The sequence below is a fragment of the Actinomadura sp. NEAU-AAG7 genome, from assembly GCF_018603865.1.
In the GTDB taxonomy this organism is placed as follows: Bacteria; Actinomycetota; Actinomycetes; order Streptosporangiales; family Streptosporangiaceae; genus Spirillospora; species Spirillospora litoris.
This window is the reverse complement of record NZ_JAHFZY010000008.1, coordinates 87,612-108,258: the sequence shown is the minus strand read 5'-3', so window position 1 is coordinate 108,258 and position 20,647 is coordinate 87,612. Positions and strand designations below refer to the sequence as shown.

At 72.4% G+C, this 20,647-nt stretch carries 22 protein-coding genes; 17 read left to right on the top strand and 5 right to left on the bottom strand.

The genetic code is table 11. The annotated features are described in order from the left end of the window. Window positions 1-166 precede the first annotated feature (166 nt). Window positions 167-931, top strand: a complete 765-nt coding sequence (locus KLI87_RS32750) for a DUF4286 family protein (RefSeq protein ID WP_214620152.1) — start codon at window positions 167-169, stop codon at window positions 929-931. Between the two features lie 165 nt (window positions 932-1,096). On the opposite strand, the gene KLI87_RS32745 is transcribed toward KLI87_RS32750, so the two are convergent. The 3 genes from KLI87_RS32745 to KLI87_RS32735 form a co-directional block, all read right to left on the bottom strand. After that, a complete protein-coding gene (locus KLI87_RS32745) occupies window positions 1,097-1,267 on the bottom strand; it encodes a hypothetical protein (RefSeq protein ID WP_214620151.1) in 171 nt (56 codons plus the stop codon). Continuing rightward, complete coding sequence (locus tag KLI87_RS32740; protein ID WP_214620150.1) at window positions 1,264-1,653, bottom strand: hypothetical protein; 390 nt, start codon at window positions 1,651-1,653, stop codon at window positions 1,264-1,266. The genes KLI87_RS32745 and KLI87_RS32740 overlap by 4 nt, the downstream gene beginning before the upstream one ends. 128 nt (window positions 1,654-1,781) lie before the next feature. Next, complete coding sequence (locus KLI87_RS32735) at window positions 1,782-3,353, bottom strand: ABC transporter substrate-binding protein (protein ID WP_214620149.1); 1,572 nt, start codon at window positions 3,351-3,353, stop codon at window positions 1,782-1,784. A gap of 1,506 nt (window positions 3,354-4,859) precedes the next feature. Between KLI87_RS32735 and KLI87_RS32730 the strand changes: the two genes are divergently transcribed. The 14 genes from KLI87_RS32730 (at window position 4,860) to KLI87_RS32665 (ending at window position 17,010) form a co-directional block, all read left to right on the top strand. Further along, window positions 4,860-6,434 (top strand): AMP-binding protein, encoded by a 1,575-nt coding sequence (locus KLI87_RS32730; protein ID WP_308166366.1) that lies wholly within the window; start codon window positions 4,860-4,862, stop codon window positions 6,432-6,434. Further along, a complete protein-coding gene (locus KLI87_RS32725) occupies window positions 6,431-7,351 on the top strand; it encodes a hypothetical protein (RefSeq protein ID WP_214620147.1) in 921 nt (306 codons plus the stop codon). Before KLI87_RS32730 ends, KLI87_RS32725 begins: the two co-directional genes overlap by 4 nt. A gap of 20 nt (window positions 7,352-7,371) precedes the next feature. Next, window positions 7,372-7,665, top strand: a complete 294-nt coding sequence (locus KLI87_RS32720; RefSeq protein WP_214620146.1) for an acyl carrier protein — start codon at window positions 7,372-7,374, stop codon at window positions 7,663-7,665. Continuing rightward, entirely contained in the window at window positions 7,655-8,662 is a 1,008-nt protein-coding gene (locus KLI87_RS32715) for an ABC transporter ATP-binding protein (RefSeq protein ID WP_214620145.1), read from the top strand. The genes KLI87_RS32720 and KLI87_RS32715 overlap by 11 nt, the downstream gene beginning before the upstream one ends. Beyond that, window positions 8,659-9,462, top strand: a complete 804-nt coding sequence (locus KLI87_RS32710; protein ID WP_214620144.1) for an ABC transporter permease — start codon at window positions 8,659-8,661, stop codon at window positions 9,460-9,462. The genes KLI87_RS32715 and KLI87_RS32710 overlap by 4 nt, the downstream gene beginning before the upstream one ends. Then, window positions 9,462-10,514 carry a cytochrome P450 gene (locus KLI87_RS32705; protein WP_214620143.1) on the top strand — a complete coding sequence of 351 codons (1,053 nt, stop codon included), beginning with the start codon at window positions 9,462-9,464 and terminating at the stop codon, window positions 10,512-10,514. Before KLI87_RS32710 ends, KLI87_RS32705 begins: the two co-directional genes overlap by 1 nt. Before the next feature lie 2 nt (window positions 10,515-10,516). Continuing rightward, window positions 10,517-11,668, top strand: coding sequence for an alpha-hydroxy acid oxidase (locus KLI87_RS32700; RefSeq protein WP_214620142.1), 1,152 nt, complete (start codon window positions 10,517-10,519; stop codon window positions 11,666-11,668). A 77-nt stretch (window positions 11,669-11,745) separates the two neighbouring features. Continuing rightward, the gene (locus tag KLI87_RS32695) at window positions 11,746-12,456 is read left to right on the top strand and encodes a polysaccharide deacetylase family protein (RefSeq protein ID WP_214620141.1); all 711 of its coding nucleotides are present in this window, start codon (window positions 11,746-11,748) and stop codon (window positions 12,454-12,456) included. Further along, window positions 12,432-13,298 carry a glycosyltransferase family 2 protein gene (locus tag KLI87_RS32690; RefSeq protein ID WP_173390928.1) on the top strand — a complete coding sequence of 289 codons (867 nt, stop codon included), beginning with the start codon at window positions 12,432-12,434 and terminating at the stop codon, window positions 13,296-13,298. The genes KLI87_RS32695 and KLI87_RS32690 overlap by 25 nt, the downstream gene beginning before the upstream one ends. Beyond that, window positions 13,295-14,134 carry a sulfotransferase gene (locus KLI87_RS32685; protein WP_214620140.1) on the top strand — a complete coding sequence of 280 codons (840 nt, stop codon included), beginning with the start codon at window positions 13,295-13,297 and terminating at the stop codon, window positions 14,132-14,134. Before KLI87_RS32690 ends, KLI87_RS32685 begins: the two co-directional genes overlap by 4 nt. Beyond that, window positions 14,131-15,018: a Gfo/Idh/MocA family protein gene (locus KLI87_RS32680; RefSeq protein ID WP_214620139.1), complete on the top strand. Its 888-nt coding sequence runs from the start codon at window positions 14,131-14,133 to the stop codon at window positions 15,016-15,018. Before KLI87_RS32685 ends, KLI87_RS32680 begins: the two co-directional genes overlap by 4 nt. Further along, on the top strand, window positions 15,012-15,695 hold the full coding sequence (locus KLI87_RS32675) for a hypothetical protein (RefSeq protein WP_214620138.1): 684 nt from the start codon (window positions 15,012-15,014) through the stop codon (window positions 15,693-15,695). Before KLI87_RS32680 ends, KLI87_RS32675 begins: the two co-directional genes overlap by 7 nt. Next, window positions 15,686-16,528: a sugar phosphate isomerase/epimerase gene (locus KLI87_RS32670; RefSeq protein WP_214620137.1), complete on the top strand. Its 843-nt coding sequence runs from the start codon at window positions 15,686-15,688 to the stop codon at window positions 16,526-16,528. The genes KLI87_RS32675 and KLI87_RS32670 overlap by 10 nt, the downstream gene beginning before the upstream one ends. A 56-nt stretch (window positions 16,529-16,584) precedes the next feature. After that, window positions 16,585-17,010 (top strand): VOC family protein, encoded by a 426-nt coding sequence (locus KLI87_RS32665; RefSeq protein WP_156220094.1) that lies wholly within the window; start codon window positions 16,585-16,587, stop codon window positions 17,008-17,010. A 14-nt stretch (window positions 17,011-17,024) separates the two neighbouring features. On the opposite strand, the gene KLI87_RS32660 is transcribed toward KLI87_RS32665, so the two are convergent. After that, on the bottom strand, window positions 17,025-17,906 hold the full coding sequence (locus KLI87_RS32660; RefSeq protein WP_214620136.1) for a LysR family transcriptional regulator: 882 nt from the start codon (window positions 17,904-17,906) through the stop codon (window positions 17,025-17,027). Between the two features lie 79 nt (window positions 17,907-17,985). On the opposite strand from KLI87_RS32660, the gene KLI87_RS32655 reads away from it, so the two are divergent. Together KLI87_RS32655 and KLI87_RS32650 are read left to right on the top strand one after the other, a co-directional pair. Further along, on the top strand, window positions 17,986-19,278 hold the full coding sequence (locus KLI87_RS32655) for an MFS transporter (RefSeq protein WP_214620135.1): 1,293 nt from the start codon (window positions 17,986-17,988) through the stop codon (window positions 19,276-19,278). Beyond that, the gene (locus KLI87_RS32650; RefSeq protein WP_156220096.1) at window positions 19,181-20,056 is read left to right on the top strand and encodes an SDR family oxidoreductase; all 876 of its coding nucleotides are present in this window, start codon (window positions 19,181-19,183) and stop codon (window positions 20,054-20,056) included. Before KLI87_RS32655 ends, KLI87_RS32650 begins: the two co-directional genes overlap by 98 nt. A 27-nt stretch (window positions 20,057-20,083) precedes the next feature. Here KLI87_RS32650 and KLI87_RS32645 read toward each other — a convergent pair whose 3' ends face one another. Continuing rightward, the gene (locus KLI87_RS32645; RefSeq protein ID WP_214620134.1) at window positions 20,084-20,596 is read right to left on the bottom strand and encodes a GNAT family N-acetyltransferase; all 513 of its coding nucleotides are present in this window, start codon (window positions 20,594-20,596) and stop codon (window positions 20,084-20,086) included. Window positions 20,597-20,647 lie beyond the last annotated feature (51 nt).

Here is a 20,647-nt window from a genome sequence, read left to right as displayed (position 1 = left end):
ACCGAGCGTGAGCTGATGGAGTGCGACGCGGGTGCCCGGCTGGTGGACCGGGCGTACGACCGTCCAGTACATGTGTCGTATGAGCAGGCGCGCTGGCGAACCGCTCGTCCCCACGAGGCTCCCGGCGACGCCCCGACCGCCGGGCTGTTCGCACGAACGGAGCGCAATGACCGCGACACCCTTCTCAAGCGAGTTCCTCTACTGGGTCGCTCTCGACTTCGGCGGCTCGGCCCCGGCGGACGTCGAACGGTTCGACCGGTTCTTCGACGAGACGCACATCCCCGAGGTCCTCGCGAGATATCCGGGCTTCGCGGCCGCGCACCGCTACGCCCTCCACCGGCCGGACCCGCGGGGCGACTTCGGCGGTGGGTACCTGGCGGCCTACGAGGTCGAGGACGAGCGGGCGGTCAACGCCTACCTCGCCGACGAGAGCCGCCGACCCCGCTACTCCGCCGACCCGCCGCTCTGGCCGGACCTGCTGACGTACCGGTGGCGGGTGGTCTACGAGAAGATCGCGGAGACCTCTCCCTCGACGGGCACGCCGGATCTGATCTACATCATCGGGATCGACCCGCCCGCCGGCATCGGCGATGGCGAACTGGCCGAGTTCGACGCCTTCTACACCGATACCCATATGCCTGAGGCCGTGGCCAACGCCGGCTTCAGCCGCGGGACGAGATACAAGGTGCGGCGTGAACTCGCTCACCCGGCCCCCGGCTGCCCGCGTTTCCTCGTCGTCTACGAGCTCGCGGGCGATACCGACGAACTGGTCGCCGAAACGCAGCGCAAACTGGGGAGGGAGGGCCCCTGGTGGACCCCGGGCCCCGCCTCCTGGACCGGGCACACGACGCCGTGGCGACTCTGGTACCGGCACATCTCGTTCCTTCCACGGCCGACGTCGCCGAGCAAGGCGACCATCCGGCGCTCTTGAGAAGGGGCGGCGGCCGGACACGGTGCCGCGTCGGCCCCGGGACTGACCTGCACGGACCATAACCGCGCGCCGCCTGGCCGTATCAGGTCAGGGTCGTCGACGCGGACGATGAGGGAGCACAGCGCGATCGTGGGCGCCGGGCCGCACGGCCCCTGCCGGACCAGGCTAGGCCGCCGGGTTGAGCGTCCGGCGGGGGCCCAGGACCGCGGCCGTGGCGAGGGCCCCGAGGGCCGCGGCGATGGCGGTGGCGAAGGCGGCTCTGTATCTGAGGTTCGCGGCGATCTGGGCGCCGAGCGGTCCGGCGGCGAGGATGCCGAGGTCCCAGAAGGACGTCATCGTGCCGACCGCAGCGGCCCGACGCGGCCGAGGGTGATCGTGGTCGTGCAGGGTAGACGAGGCCGAGCCCCGCGCCGGTGACAGCGACGCCGGTGAGCGAGAGGGACCCGGACGACGGCGGCGCCACCGTACCGGTCCACCAGAGGGCTGCCCGCCGAGCGCGACAGCAGGAACGGCACCGCGAACATCGCCGGCCCCATCTGCCAGCCGCCGAGGTAGAGGACGAGGAGGGCGGTCAGGGTGCCGTAGCCGTAGGCGGCCAGGCCGAGGCACACCCCTGGCAGCCCGGCGCCGCCGGGCAGGATGTCGTGCCAGGAGCCCGGCCTCCGCTCCTGCCGCGAACGGGTGGTGGCGACCAGGGCGCTCGACACGAGCGGCAATGCCACGACCGTCCATCAGACGGCGTCGGCGCCGCCGAACCGGTGGGCCAGGACGGCCAGCACGGGGCCGGCGGACAGGCCGCCCCACATCGACAGCCCGAACCATCCGGTCAGCCGTCGCTGGATGCGCCGGTCTATTTGACGGTCACCTCGTCCAGGCGGACGTGGGGGGCGACGTAGGGGTCGGTGTTGACGTTGCTGAGGCGTTTGGAATAGGCGATGGTGTCCTGCTGGTTCCACAGCGGCAGGACCGGCAGGTCGGTGAGCAGAATGTCTTCGGCCCGCTGGTAATAGGGGACCGCCTTGTTCGGGGACGGGGCCCGGTTGCCCTGGGCGAGCAGGTCGCGGCAGGCGGCGCCGTTGTAGCCCTGCCGGTTGTCCGGGGTGCATCGGAAGGTCAGGTAGTTCTCCGCGCTGGGATAGTCCATGATCCAGGTGGCCCGGTAGGGCCCGGACATTTTGCGGTCTCCTAGAAGGCCCAGATAGGAGGCTTGGGGGATCGCCCGTACGCGGACGTCGGTGATGCCGAGGTTCTGCCGCAACTGGTTGGCCACATCGATCATCCACTGCCGGTCGGTGGAGTCGTTGCCGGCGACGCTGAGTTGCAGCGGCCCCTGCCAGCCGCCGGCGCGGCGGAGCAGTTCTCTGGCCTTGTCCGGCTGGTAGGTACAGGTCTGCCCGCAGGCGTTCGGGCGAAATCCCGGGATGATGGGCGCGAGGATCGTTCCGGTCGGCCGGTAGGCCCCGTCGTAGACGCCGTTGACGATGCCCTGCCGGTCGATCGCCATGGAGATCGCCTTGCGCAGGTCCGGGTTCTGGAACCGCTTGTCGTAGAGCGGGAACTCCAGGTACTCCATGGTGCTGCTGGGTATGGAGCGGATCCTGCCGCCCAACACCCGGCGTGCCTGGGGGATCAGCGGCGCCGGGATGGACCGCATGACGTCGACCCTGCCTGCGCGCAGGTCGGTGAAGCCGGTCTCCCAGGTGGCGTAGATCTTGAAGGTGAGCCCGTCGCTGCGTGCGGGCCGGATTCCGCGGTAGCCGGGGTATCGCCTGAGTTTGATCTGCCGGTTGTTCTCCCACTGCCCTTCTATCCGAAACGGCCCGTTCCCGATGGGTGCGCGGTCGAATTGCCGGATGTTAGCCAACGCCGCTCGCGGTAGCGGCGCGAATCCGACGAACGCCAGTGTCGTGGGGAACTGGCTGAACGGCGCGGTGAGACTCACCCGGAAGGTCCGCCGGTCGAGCACTTTCAGGCCGGCGAGCCGGTCGGCACTGGGCGGGGGCACTGATTTGGGGCCGCCGCCGTCAGGGTCGGGCGGGTTCATCGCCTCGAAGCCGTCGATATGGGCGAAGTAGAAGCCGTTCACCCATCCGTTGGGGCCGTAAGCCGCAGTGTTCCACGCGTCGACGTAGCTGGCGGCGGTGACGGGTTCACCGTTGTGGAACGACAGCCCCGGCTTGATTCTGATCGTCCAGGTGCGCCGGTCGGGACTGGTGATCGACTCCGCCTCGTCGTTCGCCACGCGGCCCTTCGGGTCGGTCCGGGTCAGGGTGTCGAACAGCGCGTCCAGAACATAGAGCCCCTGGATGCTGGTTTCGCGGCCGGGAGTCAGGTGGGTCGGCTCCAGAATGGCGTAGGAAAATGATCTGCCAGTTTCGGAATCCGAACTCGCGCACGACGAGAGGCCCAGACCCAGCAGCACGACGAGGATCAGGACGCGCGGAGGGCTGCCCGCCGCGTTCGGGTGTTGACCTGGGTGATCTCCGGGGTGGCGGGAACGGGCTGGTGTGGAAGGCACCGGCTCTCCTCCTCGGTGAGGTTGTTGGTACTGGCGAGGATCGTGATGGACCTCTCCGGTAGGGACGCCTCCGATGGGGGCGGCCGGGTTTGTGGGTCTGTCCGAGTGCCCATAGTTGCTCGGCCTCATCGGACGCCGGTCCGGCGCCGTTCGCGCCCCCGGCGGCCTCGACCAGCACTACCTCCCCAGGTGTCGGTAGCAGAATCCCCGATACCCGGCATATCCCCCTCTGTGGCAGCCGTAATTCGCCGTGCCGCCGCACAAGATCCCACATCGGATGTGCTCCCCGGGTTCCGTCAGGAACGTCAATGTCCTAGATCTTCGCCCAACGGCGGGCATCCTGCACCGCTTAGATTAAGGGAGCGAGTGGAATATCGCATCCGATCGCCCTTTCATGGTCATCAAGTACACGTGCAAAAGTCGCGGCACCACCCGCCGGTTCGAGAAAGATCCTTCTGCTCGGCGCACCGCCGGCTAAGGGTGATGCAAGATCAATTGTGCGGGGTGGCCAAAGCGCACAAAAGAATCAAGGGGGGCAGATGGGCGTGCCTCCCCGGCTTCCGGTAGTCGCGCTCCAGCAGCAGCCTGGCTCTACCGACAGGTGCTGGAAGGCGTCGGAGCGTAGTTCGGCGCCTGCGCCCACTCGTGCGGGGACCTGCCCGCCCGGGACGGTCGGGAGGGGGCGGGGCCGTGCCACGGGGGGCGCGGCGCACCCTCGTTCGTCGGGGTGCGGTGTGGGGGTGCCCCGCACCGGTGGCTGATGGGTCTGCCGGCAGCGGTGGCGCCGGGTGAGTGGGCCCGGAGGGCAAGAGATTAGGTCATCTAACTCATGGGTCCTCAAAAGGTTACGGGCCCGGCGATTGATTGATGTGATGTTAATCACATTGGGCGCCCCAATGTCCGCATGCGGACAGTGTGGATCATGAACTTTCGACAGTTCGAGTATGGCAACCAGCGCCCATCGCGTCCGGTGCATGATTCGGCGCGCAACGTAGCCCTTGCCAATTTAGAAGCGGCCTATAAAGTTACGGAGCGCTCGCAAAGACGATCACTGGCGCGGTTCGGGGAAAGCCCGGTGGTCGGCTCGCACTCCGCGGCCTGCGTACGTGAAGGGGGCAAACATGAAAGTTTTTCTTTCCAGGTTGTTTTCGCAGGGTTCCGTCGTGCGGGTCCTCGGGATCCCACGCTGACGCGCCCCTCGCGGCTCCCGTTCTGAACTCATTTGCGCAGGTCACAGGTGTGTCGACCTGGTCTGGTCGGGGCGCCTCGCAGGCCGTGTGCCGGCTTGTCGCGTGATCTTCGCACCACTTCATTCGGTCGCCGTGTCTCGATGGGAAATACGCGACGCGTGCGCCCGGATACCGAAGAGAATAAAACCCATCGTTTTTGTCGAGAATCGGGAGGCGGCTCATGACGCTGGCGGAAACGATCGCACCGGGGCCGGGTGGGGTACGGCTTCATTTCCCGAGCGAGAAAGTCTCGGTTCCCTACGGTGAGCTGTGGAAAAGCGGCGAGGCCATGGGGTGTCTGCGCGCGCGGTCCGATGGCCGCCCGGTGGCGGTCGCGTTGTCCAACACCCGCGCGTGCGTGACCGTTCTCGTCGGCGCCATCGCGGCCGGGGTGCCGCTCGTCTCGGTGCCGATGCCGCCCCGCGGATCCGATCTCGACTGGTACGCGGGATTCATCCGGCGGATCTGCGCCGTCTCGGGGGCGGCGACCCTGGTCGTGGACGCGGCGTTCCTGCCGATGATCCCGCCGATGGACGGCATCGAGTTCCTGTCCTACGAGGACGCGGTGGCGCTGACCGGCCCGCGCGACCTCAGCCCGGAGTCGTTCACGCTCACCCAGTTCACCTCGGGCAGCACGGCCGACCCCAAGGGCGTCGTGCTGCCGGGGCACAAGATCACCGCCAACCTGCTGGCGCTGATGGAGTGGCTGGGGCCGGAGCAGGGCGACGGGACCTGCACGTGGCTGCCGCTGTCGCACGACATGGGCCTCATCGGGATGTTCCTCGGCTCGCTCACCGCGGTCGGGCGGCGGCTCGTCCGCGACTTCGACCTGGTCATGATGACGCCGCAGGGGTTCCTGCGGGGCCCGGGACGCTGGCTGGCGACGTGCGAGGAGTTCGGCTCCACGTTCACCGCCGCGCCCAACTACGCCTTCGACATGGTCGCCCGCAAGCGCGGGACGGTGTCGGACCTGAGCCGCCTGCGGTGCTGCATCGCCGGCGGGGAGCCGATCAGGGCGGCCTCGCTGGAACGGTTCACCGAGGTCATGGCCGGGATGCGCTTCGATCCGGCGGCCTTCGCGCCCGCCTACGGGATGGCCGAGGCGGTGCTGGCCGTCACCGGGACGCCGCAGGACGAGCGCTGGCGGACGGCCGAGCTCGACGCGATCCCCGGCGGCGCGGAGTTCGCCGCCGCGCAAGGGCACCGGATCGTGTCCTCGGGGCGTCCGCTGCCCGGGTACGAGGTGCGCATCGAGGGCGAGGGGGTCGGGGAGATCCTGGTCAGGGGCCCTTCGATCGCCGACTCCTATGCCGATGGCGCGCGGCTTCCCGATGTCGAGGGCTGGTTCCACACCCGTGACATCGGCGCCGTCCACGAGGGTGAGCTTTACGTCTTCGGACGGACCGACGACGTCTTCCAGGTCGCCGGACGCAACATCTACGCCATCGACGTCGAGGCCTACGCGAGCGAGGTCGACGGGATCCGCACCGGCCGGGTGGTGGCCGTGCCCGAGCGGGGCGAGCTGACCGTCGTCGCCGAGTGCGAACCGGGCTTCACCGGCGAGGGCGAGGTCCAGCGGCTGGTCCGGGAGCTCAGCAACCAGATCGTCACGCGGGTCGGGGTCGCGCCGCGGCGGGTGCTGCTCGCGCGGCGCGGGATCCTGCCGCTGACCTCCAGCGGCAAGATCCGGCGCAGGCCGCTGGTCGCCGCGCTGGAGTCCGACGATCTGAAGATCCTCGACGGATCGCAGGTGTGAGCGTGGGCACCGACCCGCTCGCCGAGGCGGCCCGCGCGCTCGTCAGGCTCGGCCCGGACGGCCTCTCCGGGCCCGGCATGGAGGAGTTCGCGGCCGAGGTCGGCCGCGAGCACCCGTCCCGCGACCTCTACGTCAAGGCCACCGCCGAGGCGCTCACCGCGTGCGGGATCCCCGAGGACGTGGCCGACGAGGTCTACGGCAACTTCGTCTGGACGCACTTCGTCTGCAAGCTGCTCATGACGGCCGACCCCGGCGCGGTCATCGACCACGCCCTCGCCCACATCGACCTCTCCGAGCTGACGGCCTCGGTCGAGGGCGGCGGCGCGGCGATCCTGTCCGGCTTCCACTACACCGGCTATCCGCTGATGGCGCTCGCGGTGGCGATGTCGCCGATCGCGCCGCTCATCTCCAAGGCAAGGGTGGACGTCCTCGAAGGAGCCGGCGGCGAGAAGCACAGCGAGCACGTCGTCTACATGTCCGACCGGTCGGCGGCGATCCGGATGACCCGCGCGCTGAAGAAGGGGCGCTCGGTCTGGGTGATGCTCGACGTCGTCCTGCCCTCGGTGCGGGTCACGCACGCGGCGTTCCTCGGGCAGCGGATGCGGGTCGGCGCGGGGCTGGGCGCGATCGCGAGGCTGTCCGGCAGACCGTGCACGCCGCTGTTCTGGAGGATGACCGGCCCCGCCGTGACCCTCCACGCGGGCGACCCGATCCCCATCGCGGCCGACACGGACGCCGAGAAGGCCGAGGAGCGGCTCATCCAGGACTTCGTCGACACGCAGTCCGGCTTCATCACCGCGAACCCGGCGCACTGGCTGGAGTGGTACGCGGTCCTCGGAGAATCCCCGCGGCTGCGGGCCGAGGTCAAACAAGGCAACGACCAGGTCTGGGCGCGTCTCGCCAAGGCGCTGGACTGAACGGGAAGGGGTGCAAGCCGGTGCTGATGACCTACGACGCCGTGGTGGACGGGATCCGGGTGGCGGTCCGCAACGTCAAGGGCGGCGCGCGGGCCGGTGAGACCGTCCTGGAGTCGACCTGCTTCTGGCCGACCGCCGATCCGGGGCAGCACAGCCTGGCGTTCGACTCGCTGGACTTCCTCGAACTCGTGGTCTACCTGGAGGACCACAACGAGTGGTACGTCCCCGAGGACATGCTGGACTTCGAGGAGTGCCAGACGGTCGCCGACCTCGCCAACCTGATCGTGAAGGCGTGCGGGACACATGGCGGCTGAGGCCATCGTCGTCGACTCGCTGGCCAAGCGGTACGCCGACGGCACCTACGCGGTCACCGACGTGTCGTTCACGGTCGCGGCCGGGGAGATCGTCGGGCTGGTCGGGCCGAACGGCGCCGGGAAGAGCACGACGCTCAACATGCTGGCGACGCTCATCGCGCCGACCGGCGGAGACGCCTACGTGTACGGCGTCCCGGTGCGCAGGCGGGCCGCGGTCCGGCCGCTGCTGGGCGTCGCGTTGCAGGCCACCGGGCTCGACCCGCTGATGACCGTCGCCGACCACTTCGCCGTGCACGGCGCCCTGTACCGCATGCGGTCCAGGGACGTGGCGGCCAAGCAGGCCGAGCTGCTGGAGGTCTTCGAACTCGGCTCGATGCGCGGGCGCCGGGTCGGTGACCTGTCGGGCGGCACCCAGCGGCGGCTCGGGCTCGCGCTCTCGCTGCTGCACGGCCCGAAGGCGATCGTGTTCGACGAGCCCACGGTCGCCCTCGACCCCAACCTGCGCAGGACGGTCTGGGAACTCCTGGAGGACCTGCGGGCGCAGGGCCTGGCCGTCCTGTTCAGCACGCACTACATGGACGAGGCCGACCGGCTCTGCCAGCGGATCGAGCTGATGGCCAAGGGCCGGATCGTGGTGTCCGGCACGCCCGACGAGCTGAAGGCCGCGATGGCGGGCGGTGTGCTGCGGCTGCGCGTCCGCGACGACGCGGGCCGCGCGGAGGAGGCGGTCGCGGCGGCGGCGGCGCGCGGCCTGATCGGCGCTAACGCCACCGTGGAGGGGCAGCTCGTCGAGATCCCCTCCAAGCTCGGCGACGCCTCGCTGGACGCGCTCGCCCCGTTCCTGGCGGAGTTCGACGTCGAGGTCGTGGACCTGCACTGGGGCCACGGGACGCTCGACGACGTGTTCGCTCAGCTGGAGTCGACCACCGGGGAGAGCCAGCTCTCCCCGGTGACGAAGGAGCACCGCGCGCTCGCCCGCCGGGGAGGACGCAAATGATCGCGGTCAGGCTCCGCGCGACCTGGGTGCTCTACCGCAGGTCGATCCGCGAGCTGGTGGCGCTCGGCCCGCAGACGCTGGTCGCGCCGCTGGTGGTGCCGGCGTTCGTGCTGGTCGTCTACTCGGTGCTGTTCTCGGAGGTCTTCGAGACGCTGGGCACGCGCATCCCCGGCACGCCGGGGTTCGACGGGGACGTCAACTACGCGCAGTACGTGCTGGCCGGGCCGATGGTCATGTCGGCGATGCTCGGCACGGCCTCGGCCGGGATCGGCGTCGCGGTCGAGCGCCAGCTCGGCTTCTACGACCGGATGGAGCTGTCGCCGCTCGGCCCCTCGCAGAGCCAGTTCGGCCGCAGGCTCGGGGACGGCACCCGGATCGCGCTGTTCGTACTGATCCTCACCTTCGTGGCCTGGGGGTCGGGCGCGCACATCGCGAACTGGCCGCTGGCGCTGGCGGTGACGATCCCGCTGGCCGCCGGGCTGGGCATGGCCTACGGCGGGCTCGCGTTCGCGCTGTGCCTGCGCTCGGGCAGCGCGGAGGCGGCGCAGGCGGTGACGCCGCTGTTCCTGCCGTTCCTCCTGCTGTCCACGGCGTTCGTCCCGCTCCAGCTCATCCCGGAATGGCTGCGGACGACCGTGGAGTGGAACCCCCTGTCGGCCGTCTGCGACGCGATCCGCGGCGCGGCCGCCGGGCACTTCGAGGGGTCGGCCGTGCTCCGCAGCGCGGTGGAGATCGCGGTGCTCGGCGCGCTGACCCAGATCCTGGTGATCAGGGCGGAGCGGAAGGTGCGGGTGACCTGATGGAGTTCGTCGGCGACGGCGCGGCGCTGCTCACCGGCTCCGCGTACGTCCGGGGCTGGGAGCGGTGCAGGAGCGAGCTGGCCGAGGACGCGCTGGTGTCGGACGGTTCACTCGCCGGCCTCGGGCAGGCGGAGAGCAACAACCTGCTGCTCATGGAAGGCGAGCCGCACCAGACGCTGCGGCGCCTCGTCCGGTCCCACCTGACGAAGGCGCATCTGGACGCGGTGCTGGTCCGGCTGGAGGCGGTGGCGGACGAACTGCTCCAAAGCGTCCTGACGGATCCGGACGCCGACCTCGTCACCGGCCTCGCCGAGCCGCTGGTGCTCGAAGCGATCATGTCGGTGCTGGGGATCCCCGCGGACCGGCGCGCACGCCTGGGCGAGCTGACCAGGAAGATGCTCGGCCTGCTCGAACCCGATCTGCCGCCCGACCGGCGGCGGGTGGCGGTGAACGCCGGGATGCGCGCGACGCTGCTGTTCGAGCGGGACGCCAAGGCGGGGCGGGCCGCCGGATTCCACGCCGCCCTGGAGGCGGCGGCGGAGGCCGGGGAGATCCCGGTCAAGACCGCCAGGTCGACGCCGGTGGTCATGCTACACGGCGGCTACGAGAACCCGCTCAACCAGCTCGGCTGCCTGGTCGCGTGGGCGGTGGAGAACCCGGAGCGGTTCGCCGGGGTGGCGGAGGAGGCTCCGGCGGTGCTCGTCGAGGAGGTCCTGCGGGTGTACTCGCCCGTGCGGCTCGTCGCGCGCTGGGCCGCCGCCGACGGCGAGGGGTTCCGGCGCGGGCAGTTCGCCTGGGTCGACCTGGAGAGCGCCAACCTCGACGGGGACCGCTTCGCCCAGCCCCATGACCTGGACTTCTCCCGGAAGCGCGGACACATGAGCTTCGGGCACGGCCGGCACGTCTGCCCCGGCGCGGCCCTGGCCCGCCTGGAGGGCCGGGCCCTGATCGCCGCCCTGCGGCGGATCCCGCCCGACGTGCTCGGCGGGTTCACCACCACCTGGCGGGACGGGGTCGTCGCCAGGGGCCCGCTCACGATTGCGAGGAGGTAGCCATGCCATCGCCGATCCTGACCGTCGCCGACGCCAGGAAGCGGGCCCGGGGGGTCCTGCCCAGGGCGCTGTTCGACTACATCGACGGCGGCGCCGACGGCGAGGTGACGCTCGCCGCCAACGAGCGGGCGTTCCGCGAGGTCGCGCTGCGTCCGCGGATGGGCGTCGATCCCGAGGTGGACCTCACCACGACGGTCCTCGGCCGCGAGCTGGCCATGCCGGTGCTGCTCGCGCCCGCCGGGATGGTGCAGCTCGTCCACCCGGACGGGGCGGTCGGGGTGGCCCGCGCCGCCGCGGCGGCGGGCACGCTCGCGGTGCTGAGCAAGATCGCGCTGTGCTCGCCCGAGGAGCTGGCCGCGAACGCGCCGGGCCCGCACTGGTTCCAGCTCAACTCCGCCGGCGGCCGCGAGGAGGTCAAACGGCTGATCACCCGGGCGCGGGACGCGGGCTTCGACGGCCTCGTCGTCACGATGGACGGCCCGCCGCCCGGCAACCACGAGCGCGACCTGCGGCACGGCGTCGTCCCGCCGGTGCGGCCGCGCCCGGCGCTGGCCGCGCGGTTCGCCGGGCAACTGCTGGCCAGCCCGCGCTGGGCGGCCGCGATGGCGCTGGCCGCCCGAAAGCAGAAGGCGACGGTCCAGGGCGCGACGCGGGTGCTTGGCTCGGGCGGGCTGCACCGCTCGGCCCGGTTCACCTGGGCCGACATCGCGTGGATGCGCGCGGAGTGGGACGGCTCGCTGCTGGTCAAGGGCGTCCTCGTCGGCGCGGACGCGATCGCCGCGCGCGACGCGGGCGCCGACGCCGTCATCGTCTCCAACCACGGCGGCCGCGCGCTCGACGGGGCTCCGGCCACGCTGACCGTCCTGCCCGAGATCGTCGCCGCCGTCGGCGACACGACCGAGGTGCTGCTGGACGGCGGCGTCCGGCGGGCCGCCGACGTCGTCAAGGCGCTGTGCCTCGGCGCGCGGGCGGTGCTGATCGGGCGCCCGTTCGTCTACGGCCTCGCGGCCGCCGGGCAGCCGGGGGTCGAGCAGGTCCTGTCCGTCTTCCAGACCGAGCTCGTCCGCGTGATGCGGCTCGTCGGCTGCGCGTCCCCAGCGGAACTCGACACCGGCATGACCCAGGCCATGCATCCCTGGACGGAATCGAAGTAACCACCCCGGCACCCAGCGAAAGGGCCTTCTCGATGGTGAGCGAACCTTCCCGAGCATCGTTATTTCCACCACCCCAGGTGGGTTCCGCTCCCGGGTGGCCCGTCGTCCTGTACTTCCACCATGTCGACCCGGACATCAGGCACTACACCTCCGTCACCCCGGCGGCCTTCGACGCGGCGCTGGCCCGGCTCGGCGAGCGCTTCGCGGCGCTCGCGCCGGAGGCGGTGGACGGCGTCCTCGGCGGGGGCGGGCATCCCGGCCCCGCCTGCCTGGTGACCTTCGACGACGGGTACGCCGACGTCTTCGAGCACGCGCTGCCGATCATGGAGCGGCGGGGGTGGCGGGCCGTCCACTTCGTCAGCGTGGACCTCGTCGGCACCGTCGAGGAGCATCCCGTGCGCGGCCCGCTGCGGCACATGACCTGGGACGACCTCGCCGAACTCCAGCGGCGCGGGCACGTGGTCGCCAGCCACGCCAGCACGCACCGGCCCTTCAGCGGGCTCGGCGCGCAGGAGGTCCGCCGCGAGGTCGACCGGGCCCGGAGCGTGCTGGCCGAGCGCCTCCCCGGCGCCCGCGACTGGCTCGCCTACCCCTTCGGCGAGCCGCCGCGCGACCCCGTCGCCGGGCTGCCGCCGCTGTGCTTCGGATCGGTCAAGGCGCCCGCCCTGGCCTGGGACGCGGCGCCGCGGGAGATCCGCCGGACCTACCTTCCGGCGGACGAGCAGGGCCAGTGGGAAAGCTGCATGACCGAATGGAGGCGGGCGTGGACGCCCAGCACATCGCACTGATCATTCCGACCTGCGGGCGGCCCGACGACCTCGCGGCCTGCCTGCGCTCCATCGCCGGCGAGGCCGACGGCTCGGTGGCGCAGGTGATCGTGATCGACGACGGCGCCGACGAGCTGGTGGTCGTGCCGCCCGAGGTCGGCGGCGTACCGGTGGTGAAGCGGCGCAACGCCGTCCGCCGGGGCGCCGCCTACAGCCGGAACCTGGCCCTCCAGGTGCTCGCGGACGAGGTGGACGCCGTCGGCTTCCTCGACGACGACGCCCGGCTGACCCCCGGCTGGCTGGAGGCGGCGCGCAGGGAGCTGACCCGCGCGCGGGGCGCGGTGACCGGGCCCGTCCTGCGGTTCGACCGCGGGATCGTGTCACGTGCCAGGCAGCTCCGGTACAACGACCGCTACGCGCCGCTGGAGCCGGGCCAGGCGGTCCCGTTCCTCGCGGGCGGCAACGCGATGGTCTGGCGGGACCTGCTGGTCAAGGCGGGCGGGTTCCCCGACACGCGGACGATGAGCGACCGGTTCCTCGTCCGGCGGCTGGAGGCGGCGGGCGGGATGACCCACTTCGTCCCCGACATGGTGGTGCTGCACCGCAACTCCAAGGGGCTGCGGGTCGCGGTGCGGGAGGCGTGGCGCGCCGGTCTGCTGGACGACACGCCGCTGACCGGCACGGCGTCCGAGCGGCTGAGCGGCGGCATGAGGGCGGCGGTCGCCGGTGAGCACGCCCCGGCGGCGCTGCTCAACGTCGCGCTCGACGCCGTCTACCTCGGCGGCCGGGAGCGGGCGCGGCGCTCGCAGTGGCGCGCCCGCGGCGCGCGCGTCGTGCCCAGGGCGTCCACGGCGAAGCGATGACCCGCGCCGATCCCGTGCTGCTCGTCGGCGCGCAGCGGTCGGGCACCACGGCGCTCGGCGCGGCGATGGCGCGGGCGGCCGCCGCCGCCGGGGGCTGCTTCACCGTCAACGGGAAGCTGCCCTACCTGCTGCGGCGCTGGTGGACGGGGCCCGACGTGACGGCCGGCCACCTGCGCTCCGACGAGGTGTCGCACGCGCTGCGCCGCGTCCCGCCGTACGGGCCGGGCGCGGACGCCTGGCTCGCCGGCGCGGACGCGGCGCTGCTCGCCGGTGCGCGCAGGGCCGCGTCGGGCACGGCCGCCGAGCGGGTCGAGGACGAGGTCGGGCGGGTGTGCGCCGAGGCGTACGGCCTGTGCGGGGACGGGCGCCCGTGGGGCGACAAGTACAACGAGTACCTCCTCGACCTGCCCTGGCTGCACGCGGTGTTCCCCCGGGCCCGCTGGGTGTTCCTGACCAGGGAGCCCGCCGAGGCGGTGGCCTCGATGCTCGCCTGGCGGCACGACAAGCCGTGGAACCCGCGCGAGGTGGCGGCGGCCTCGGCGAAATGGGCGTACTGGACGGCGCGCTGGCTCGCCTTCCGGAACGCCGTCCCGCCCGAGCGCCGCTGCGAACTCGACTACGGCGGCCTGTGCGACGACCCGTCCGGCGCGCGGGCCGAGGCGCTGTCGGAGCTCCTCGGCGCGGACACCGAACCGTTCCTGAAGGACTTCCGGCGGTCGCCGGCGGAGCGTCCGGTGCCGGAGCTGGGCTCGGAGGCGCTGGCCGTCCGCGACGCCCTGAAGAGACTGCGGATCCTCGGCGGGGCCCGCGACGCGTTGAGATCGGGAGAGCGATGAGGGTGACCATCTGCGGGTTCGGCTCCGCCGGGCGGCAGCACGCCGAGGCGATCGAGCGGCTGCCGGGCGTGGCCGTCCACTCGGTGCTGGATCCGGACACGGCCGTTACGACCGGGTCCTTCACCAGGTCGGTGGGATGGCGCGCGGTGCTGGAGGACCGCGACATCGACGCGGTCGCGCTGTGCCTGCCGCCGGGCGGGCGCGCGGAGCTGGCGGCCGAGGCGATCGCGGCGGGCAAGGCCGTGCTGCTGGAGAAGCCGCCGTGCATGTCGGTCGAGGAGCTGGACCGGCTGACCGGGGCGGGCGGCACCGTCGGGGTCATGCTCCAGCACCGGTTCCGGCTGCCCGCCGAGGTGCTGGCGGCGCCGTTCACCGCGGCCGCCGGCACGCTGCTGGTGAGCCGGTTCCGCGACCCGGCCACGCACTACACCGGCTGGCGGGCCGACTCGGGGCAGGCGCTCGGCGGCATCACCGCCCATCTCGGCGTCCACTACCTGGACATGGCCTGCCAGCTGCTCGGCGCGGTCGAGTCCGTGGACGTCCACGACTACCGGTCGTGCGCGCCCGGCATCGACACCCGGGTCAGCGGGCTGGTCCGGTTCGCCTCGGGCTCCACGCTGGCGCTGACCGTCGCCGCCGACGTCCCGGCGCGGATCGAGCAGCTGGTCATCGCCGGGGACGAGCGCTGCGTGACCGTCACCGACGGCGCCGTCACGCTGCGGGAGGGACGGGCGGAACGGACGTTCCCGGCCGGATCGACCAGCGAGATGCGGACGAAGGTGTACGAGGACTTCGCGCGCGGCCCCGGGCTGTCGTCGCTGGAGCGGACCAGGCCGGTCACCCGGATCCTGGACGAGGTGCGGAAGGCGGGGACCGGATGGTGAGGGTCGGGCTGTCCTCGGGATCGGTGCCGGGGCTCGCGGCCGGCGAGCTGGCCGCGCTGGTGCGCGCCGCCGGAGGCACGGTGGCCGACCTGCGGGCGGGCAAGGGCCACCGCTGGGAGGAGCAGGGCATCGCCGGGCTGGACGGCCTCGCGGTCTCCTTCGTCGGGATCTCGGCCGTGCTCGGCGCGGACGGCCAGGACCTGTCGGCCGCCGAGCGCTACCCCGACCGCCGCGTGAAGGTGTTCGCCGCGCCCGGGTGCGCAGACGCCCCGGCCACCGCCGAGCAGATGGCGGCGCTCACGAAGCAGCGGGCGCCCGAGCGGGTGCTGGTCGAAACCCACCGGGGCGGTGCCTCGCCCGACGAGCTGGTGGCGCTGTGCCGGCGCCACGGCTGCCGCCTGGTGCTGGACAACCTCGGCCTGGACGACATCGCCGACGACTTCGCCTCGGCGGTCCCGCCGCTGGCGCCGTGGACGGCGGCCGTCCAGGTCAAGGGGTACGACCGCCCGGAAGGCGGGGGCAGACCGCCGCACCGCCCCCTGAGGGCGACCGACCTCGGCTGGCTCGGCGCGGTCGCGGCGCCGGGGACCGACATCACCGTGGAGTCCCGCTCCGGGACCCCGCACGAGGACCTGACCACCCTGCGCACGGTCTGGGAGGCCATCGCATGCGCCTAGCCATCATCAACGACGAGGTCGACCAGGACCTCGGCCGGGCCGCCGACGCCGCCGCGTCCTGCGGGTTCGGCGGCATCGAGGTCAGGTCCGTGGGCAACGTCCCGCCCCACGAGCTGACCGACGGGCGGCTGGAGACGATCGCCGCCGAACTCTCGGCCCGCGGCCTCGCCGTCGCCGGGTTCTGCCCGCCCGCGCTCAAGGTGCCGATGCCGCGCACCGAGCAGGACGTGGCGGCCGCCCGCGCGATCGTGGTCCGCGCCGTCGAGCAGGCGCGGATCCTCGGCGCCCCGCACATCCGGATCTTCACCTTCTACCGCGACGGCGGCCCGGCCCCGCTCGCCGCCGCCGAGCAGGCCAGACGCGTCCTGGACGGGGTGCCGCTCGACGGCGTCGACCTGCTCGTCGAGACCGGCATGCGGACGAACACGCCCACGATCGCGCTCGTCCTGCGCTTCCTGGAGGCCGTCGACATCCCGGGCCTCGGCATCCTGTGGGACCCGGGCAACTCGGTCTTCGCCGGAATGAACCCCGAGCCGTTCCCCGCCGAGTACGAGATGGGCAAGGAGCTGATCCGGCACGTCCACGTCAAGGACCCGGCCGGGAGCACCGCCTACGTCAGGCTGGGCGACGGCGACCTGCCCTGGGGCGACATCGTCGACACCCTCCGCGCGGACGGCTACGCGGGCTGGCTCTCGCTGGAGACCCACTGGCGGATCGGCCGGGTGCTGGACCAGAGCCAGCGGGACAATCCCTGGTGCGACGACTTCACCGACGGCGGTTACGAGGCGAGCGTCGAATGCATGAAGCGCCTCGCCGAACTGGTGGGCCGCTAAGAGCGGAACTGTGCCAAGGTTGAAGGGGAGACGAACGGAATGGAGTGCGCGCGCTCATGACGGAGATCTCGTCCCAGGGCTACGGCCCTGACCACGAGTCGGAATTCGGCTACGGCCTGCACCATGTGCAGATCGCCATCCCACCGGGCAGCGAGGACGACTGCCGCGCCTTCTACGTCGGCGCGCTCGGCATGCTGGAGATCCAGAAGCCGCCGGTGCTCGCGGCCCGCGGCGGCCTGTGGGTGCGCGCCGACGGCCTCGAAATCCACCTGGGTGTGGAAAAGGATTTCAGGCCCGCCCGCAAAGCCCACCCGGGCATCCGCGTGGCGGATCTGGACGCCCTGGAAAAGCGCCTGACCGAGCACGGCGTCGCCGTCACCTGGGACGACAACTTCCCCGGCCACCGCCGCTTCTACGTGGCCGACAACCTCGGCAACCGCATCGAATTCATCCAGCGCGACGGGACCACCCCGCAATGGTGAGGTAGCCGCGCGGTTCACCTCTCCGCCGGGGAGATGTCCAGGGCGGACAGGAAGGCCGTCGCGGCGGGCGAGGGCTGGGAACGGCTCCAGACGACGTGCTCGATCCGGGCGGGCGCGTCGCGGAGGCGGACGACGCGCAGGTCGGGCAGTTCGGGGACGAACGCCGACGGCAGCATGCCGATGCCCAGGCCCTGCCTGATCAGGCGGGCCATGAGGGCGGCGGCCGTCACCTCGAAGGCGACCTCGCGCCGTATGCCGGCCGCCGCGAACGCCGCGTCCGAGTGGGCGCGCCCGGCGGTGCCCGCCGGGAAGTCGACGAACGTCTCCTCCGCCAGCCGGCGCACGTCCACGTCCTCCTGGTCCGCGAGCGGATGGTCGGGCGCGACCACGGCGACGAGGTCGTCGCGCGCGATCTCCCGGCCGTGGACGCCCGTGGGGCGGACGCCCAGCGGCAGGCCCAGGAAGGCGACGTCCAGGGTGCCCTGCCGCACCCGTTCGACCAGTTCCTCGCTGGGGCTCGTCCGGAGGCTGATCCGCACCTCCCGGTGGCCCTGGCGGAACCTCTTCAGCACGGCCGGGAGGTCGACCGCGGCGACCGTGGAGATGGCGCCGATCGCGAGCCGTCCCCGGATCACCCCGCCCGCGGCCGCGACCTCGGCGCGGGCGCGCTCGGCGGCCTCCAGCGCCTGGCGGGCGGCGGGGAGGAACGCCTCGCCCGCCGCGGTCAGCCGGACGCGGCGGCTCGTCCGCTCGAAGAGCCGCGCGCCGAGTTCGCGCTCCAGCCGGGCGATCTGGTGGCTCAGCGCCGACTGGACGACCAGGCAGCGCTCGGCGGCGCGGGTGAAGTTGCTCGTCTCCGCGACGGCGACGACGTAGCGCATCTGCTGAAGCTCCACGCGTCCATCGTGATGCACGATCGATCCGATGACAAACATGTGTTGGACTCATTGATCGCCCATCACCGAGGGTGGGCGCATGACGAGACCTCATCCGGACGGCGCCGCGCCGCGCGGGCTGTTCCTGCTCATGTCGGTGGCGACCGGGCTGGCGGTCGCGGGCAACTACTTCACGCAGCCGCTCCTCGACCTGATCGGCCGCGAGCTGGGGCTCGGCCCCTCGCTCGCGGCGCTGACGGTGACGGCGGCCCAGGGCGGCTACGCGCTGGGGCTGATCTTGCTGGTGCCGCTCGGCGACCTGGTGGAGCGGCGGCGGCTCGCCGTGTCGCTCTACGCGGTGACCGCGCTGCTCCTGCTGGTGTCGGCCACCGCGCCGGGCGGCACGATCCTGCTGGCCGCCACCGGCCTGACCGCGCTGACCTCGGTGGGCGCGCAGGTGCTGGTGCCGTTCGCGGTGACGCTGGCGGCCCCGGCCGAGCGCGGCCGGGTGGTCGGCACCGTGATGACCGGCCTGCTGCTCGGCGCGCTGCTGGCGCGGACGGCGGCGGGCGCGCTGGCCGAGGTGGGCGGCTGGCGGACGGTCTACTGGGTGAACGCGGCGCTGATGGCGGCGATGGCCGTGCTGCTGCGGATCTACCTGCCCCGGCTCGGCGGCGAGGGGCGGCGGCTGTCCTACCCGGGCCTGCTGCGCTCGACGGCGCTGCTGCTCCGGGACGAGCCGCTGCTGCGGTGGCGCTCGGGCATCGCCGCCCTGAGCATGGCCGCGTTCAGCGTGCTGTGGACGGCGCTCACGTTCCTGCTGGTGCGCTCGCCCTACGGCTGGTCGGAGTCGACGATCGGCCTGTTCGGCCTGGTCGGCGCCGCGGGCGCGCTGACCGCCTCGCTGACGGGACGGCTCGCCGACCGCGGGCACGCGCAGCTGCTGACCGCCGCCGGGGCGCTCGCGCTCGCGGCGTCCTGGATCGCGCTCGCCGCCGGATCGACCTCGCTGCTCTGGCTGCTGGTCGGCGTCATCGTGCTGGACCTCGCGCACAAGATGGTGCTCAACGGCAACCAGCACGTCGTCTACGCGCTCCGGCCCGAGGCCCGCAACCGGATCAACTCCGCGTTCATGACGGCCTTCTTCGCCGGCGGCGCGGCCGGCTCCGCGCTGACCTCGCTGGTCTGGGCGCGGGGCGGCTGGACGGGGGTGTGCGTCCTGGGCGCCGCCCTCTCGGTCGCGACCTTCGTCCTCTGGGGCCTGGAACGCCTTTCGATGAACAAGGAGAATGAGCATGCCACGCACCGTTCTGATCACGGGCGCCACCGGAACCGTGTCCACCGCGCTGATGGACTCCCTGAAAGGGAGGAGCATCCGAGCCCTCGTCCGTGACGAGTCGAGGGCGGAGCGCCTGCGCGAGCGGGGCGCCGAGGTCGTCGCCGGCGACCTCGGGGACGCCCGGTCGCTGCCCGCCGCGTTCGAGGGCGTCCACGACGTGTGGCTGCTCACGCCGAACGGCCCGCGCGCTCCGGAGCACAGCATGAACGCCGTGTGGGCCGCGCGCGAAGCGGGCGTGGAGCGCGTCGTGCGCCTCTCGGTCGTCGGCGCGGCGCACGACGCGCCGAACCGCGGCGGCAGGCTGCACGCGCTGTCCGACCGGGAGACCGAGCTGTGCGGCATGCGCTGGACGATCCTGCGCCCGCACTGGTTCATGCAGAACCTGCTGAACGAGGCGGGCGACATCTCCGCCACCGGCACGTTCTCGCTGAACATGGCCTCGGCGCGGGTCGGCATGATCGACGCGCGCGACATCGCGGACTGCGCCGCCCGCGTCCTGCTCGATCACCCCGACCGCCACCACGGCGCGACCTACACCCTCACCGGCCCGCGCTCGGTGTCGTTCGCCGAGGTCGCGCGGCACCTGGGCCACGTCCTCGGCCGCTCCGTCGCGTACCTGCCGGTCGGGGACGCCGCCAAGCGCAAGGAGCTCCTCGGCCACGGCGTCCCGGAATGGATGGTCGACATGCTGGAGGAGTACGCGCGGGCCTACGCGTCCGGTTGGGGCGACCTCACCACCGGCACCGTCGCCGAACTGCTCGGGCGGCCGCCGCGCGACATCGCCGACTTCGTCCGCGACCACGCCTCCGCGTTCACCCCGGCCGCCGGCTGAGGCCGGCGGCCGGGGCGCCTCAGAGGGTCAGACCCCGAACGCCTCGGGGTAGCGGATCGTCCCGGACGGGACGGGTCGGTCGGGGTCGAGGGCCAGCGCCATCATGTAGCGGTCCTCGACGTCGAAGGGCGGGCGGATGGAGTGCCGCGAGGCCGGGGCGAAGCCGAACCTCGGGTAGTACTCGGCGTGGCCGAGGACGAGCACGAGGTTCTCGCCCATCTCGCGGGCGGCGTCGAGCGCCGCGCGGATCGCGGCGGAACCGGCGCCGTGCCGCTGGAACTCGGGCCGCACGGCGCACGGGCCGAGCGTGAGCGCCGGGGCGCCGTCGACGTGGCAGCGCGTGAGCAGCGCGAACCCGGCGATGGTGCCCTCCAGGGTCTCGGTGACCCAGGACAGGCCGGGGATCCACGCGCCGCGGTCGGCGCGCAGGGCCTCGACCAGGTCGGCCTCGTGCGGGGTGGGGAAGGCCGCGAGGTTGACGTCGCGGATCCCGGTGAGATCGGCGGTCGTCTCGGCGCGGGCGATCCAGGAATTGATCATGACGGTGGTGAAGTCCGTTCTGTGTTCGGTGGGGACGCGACGCCACGGGCG

Bases quoted from the DNA above. Each gene is read 5' to 3' on its own strand.
- KLI87_RS32655 (WP_214620135.1), top strand. From the start codon at position 17,986: ATGACGAGACCTCATCCGGACGGCGCCGCGCCGCGCGGGCTGTTCCTG.
- KLI87_RS32705 (WP_214620143.1), top strand. From the start codon at position 9,462: ATGGAGTTCGTCGGCGACGGCGCGGCGCTGCTCACCGGCTCCGCGTAC.
- KLI87_RS32730 (WP_308166366.1), top strand. From the start codon at position 4,860: ATGACGCTGGCGGAAACGATCGCACCGGGGCCGGGTGGGGTACGGCTT.
- KLI87_RS32710 (WP_214620144.1), top strand. From the start codon at position 8,659: ATGATCGCGGTCAGGCTCCGCGCGACCTGGGTGCTCTACCGCAGGTCG.
- KLI87_RS32645 (WP_214620134.1), bottom strand. From the start codon at position 20,596: ATGATCAATTCCTGGATCGCCCGCGCCGAGACGACCGCCGATCTCACC.
- KLI87_RS32750 (WP_214620152.1), top strand. From the start codon at position 167: ATGACCGCGACACCCTTCTCAAGCGAGTTCCTCTACTGGGTCGCTCTC.
- KLI87_RS32665 (WP_156220094.1), top strand. From the start codon at position 16,585: ATGACGGAGATCTCGTCCCAGGGCTACGGCCCTGACCACGAGTCGGAA.
- KLI87_RS32700 (WP_214620142.1), top strand. From the start codon at position 10,517: ATGCCATCGCCGATCCTGACCGTCGCCGACGCCAGGAAGCGGGCCCGG.
- KLI87_RS32670 (WP_214620137.1), top strand. From the start codon at position 15,686: ATGCGCCTAGCCATCATCAACGACGAGGTCGACCAGGACCTCGGCCGG.
- KLI87_RS32675 (WP_214620138.1), top strand. From the start codon at position 15,012: ATGGTGAGGGTCGGGCTGTCCTCGGGATCGGTGCCGGGGCTCGCGGCC.
- KLI87_RS32650 (WP_156220096.1), top strand. From the start codon at position 19,181: ATGCCACGCACCGTTCTGATCACGGGCGCCACCGGAACCGTGTCCACC.
- KLI87_RS32745 (WP_214620151.1), bottom strand. From the start codon at position 1,267: ATGACGTCCTTCTGGGACCTCGGCATCCTCGCCGCCGGACCGCTCGGC.
- KLI87_RS32680 (WP_214620139.1), top strand. From the start codon at position 14,131: ATGAGGGTGACCATCTGCGGGTTCGGCTCCGCCGGGCGGCAGCACGCC.
- KLI87_RS32685 (WP_214620140.1), top strand. From the start codon at position 13,295: ATGACCCGCGCCGATCCCGTGCTGCTCGTCGGCGCGCAGCGGTCGGGC.
- KLI87_RS32715 (WP_214620145.1), top strand. From the start codon at position 7,655: ATGGCGGCTGAGGCCATCGTCGTCGACTCGCTGGCCAAGCGGTACGCC.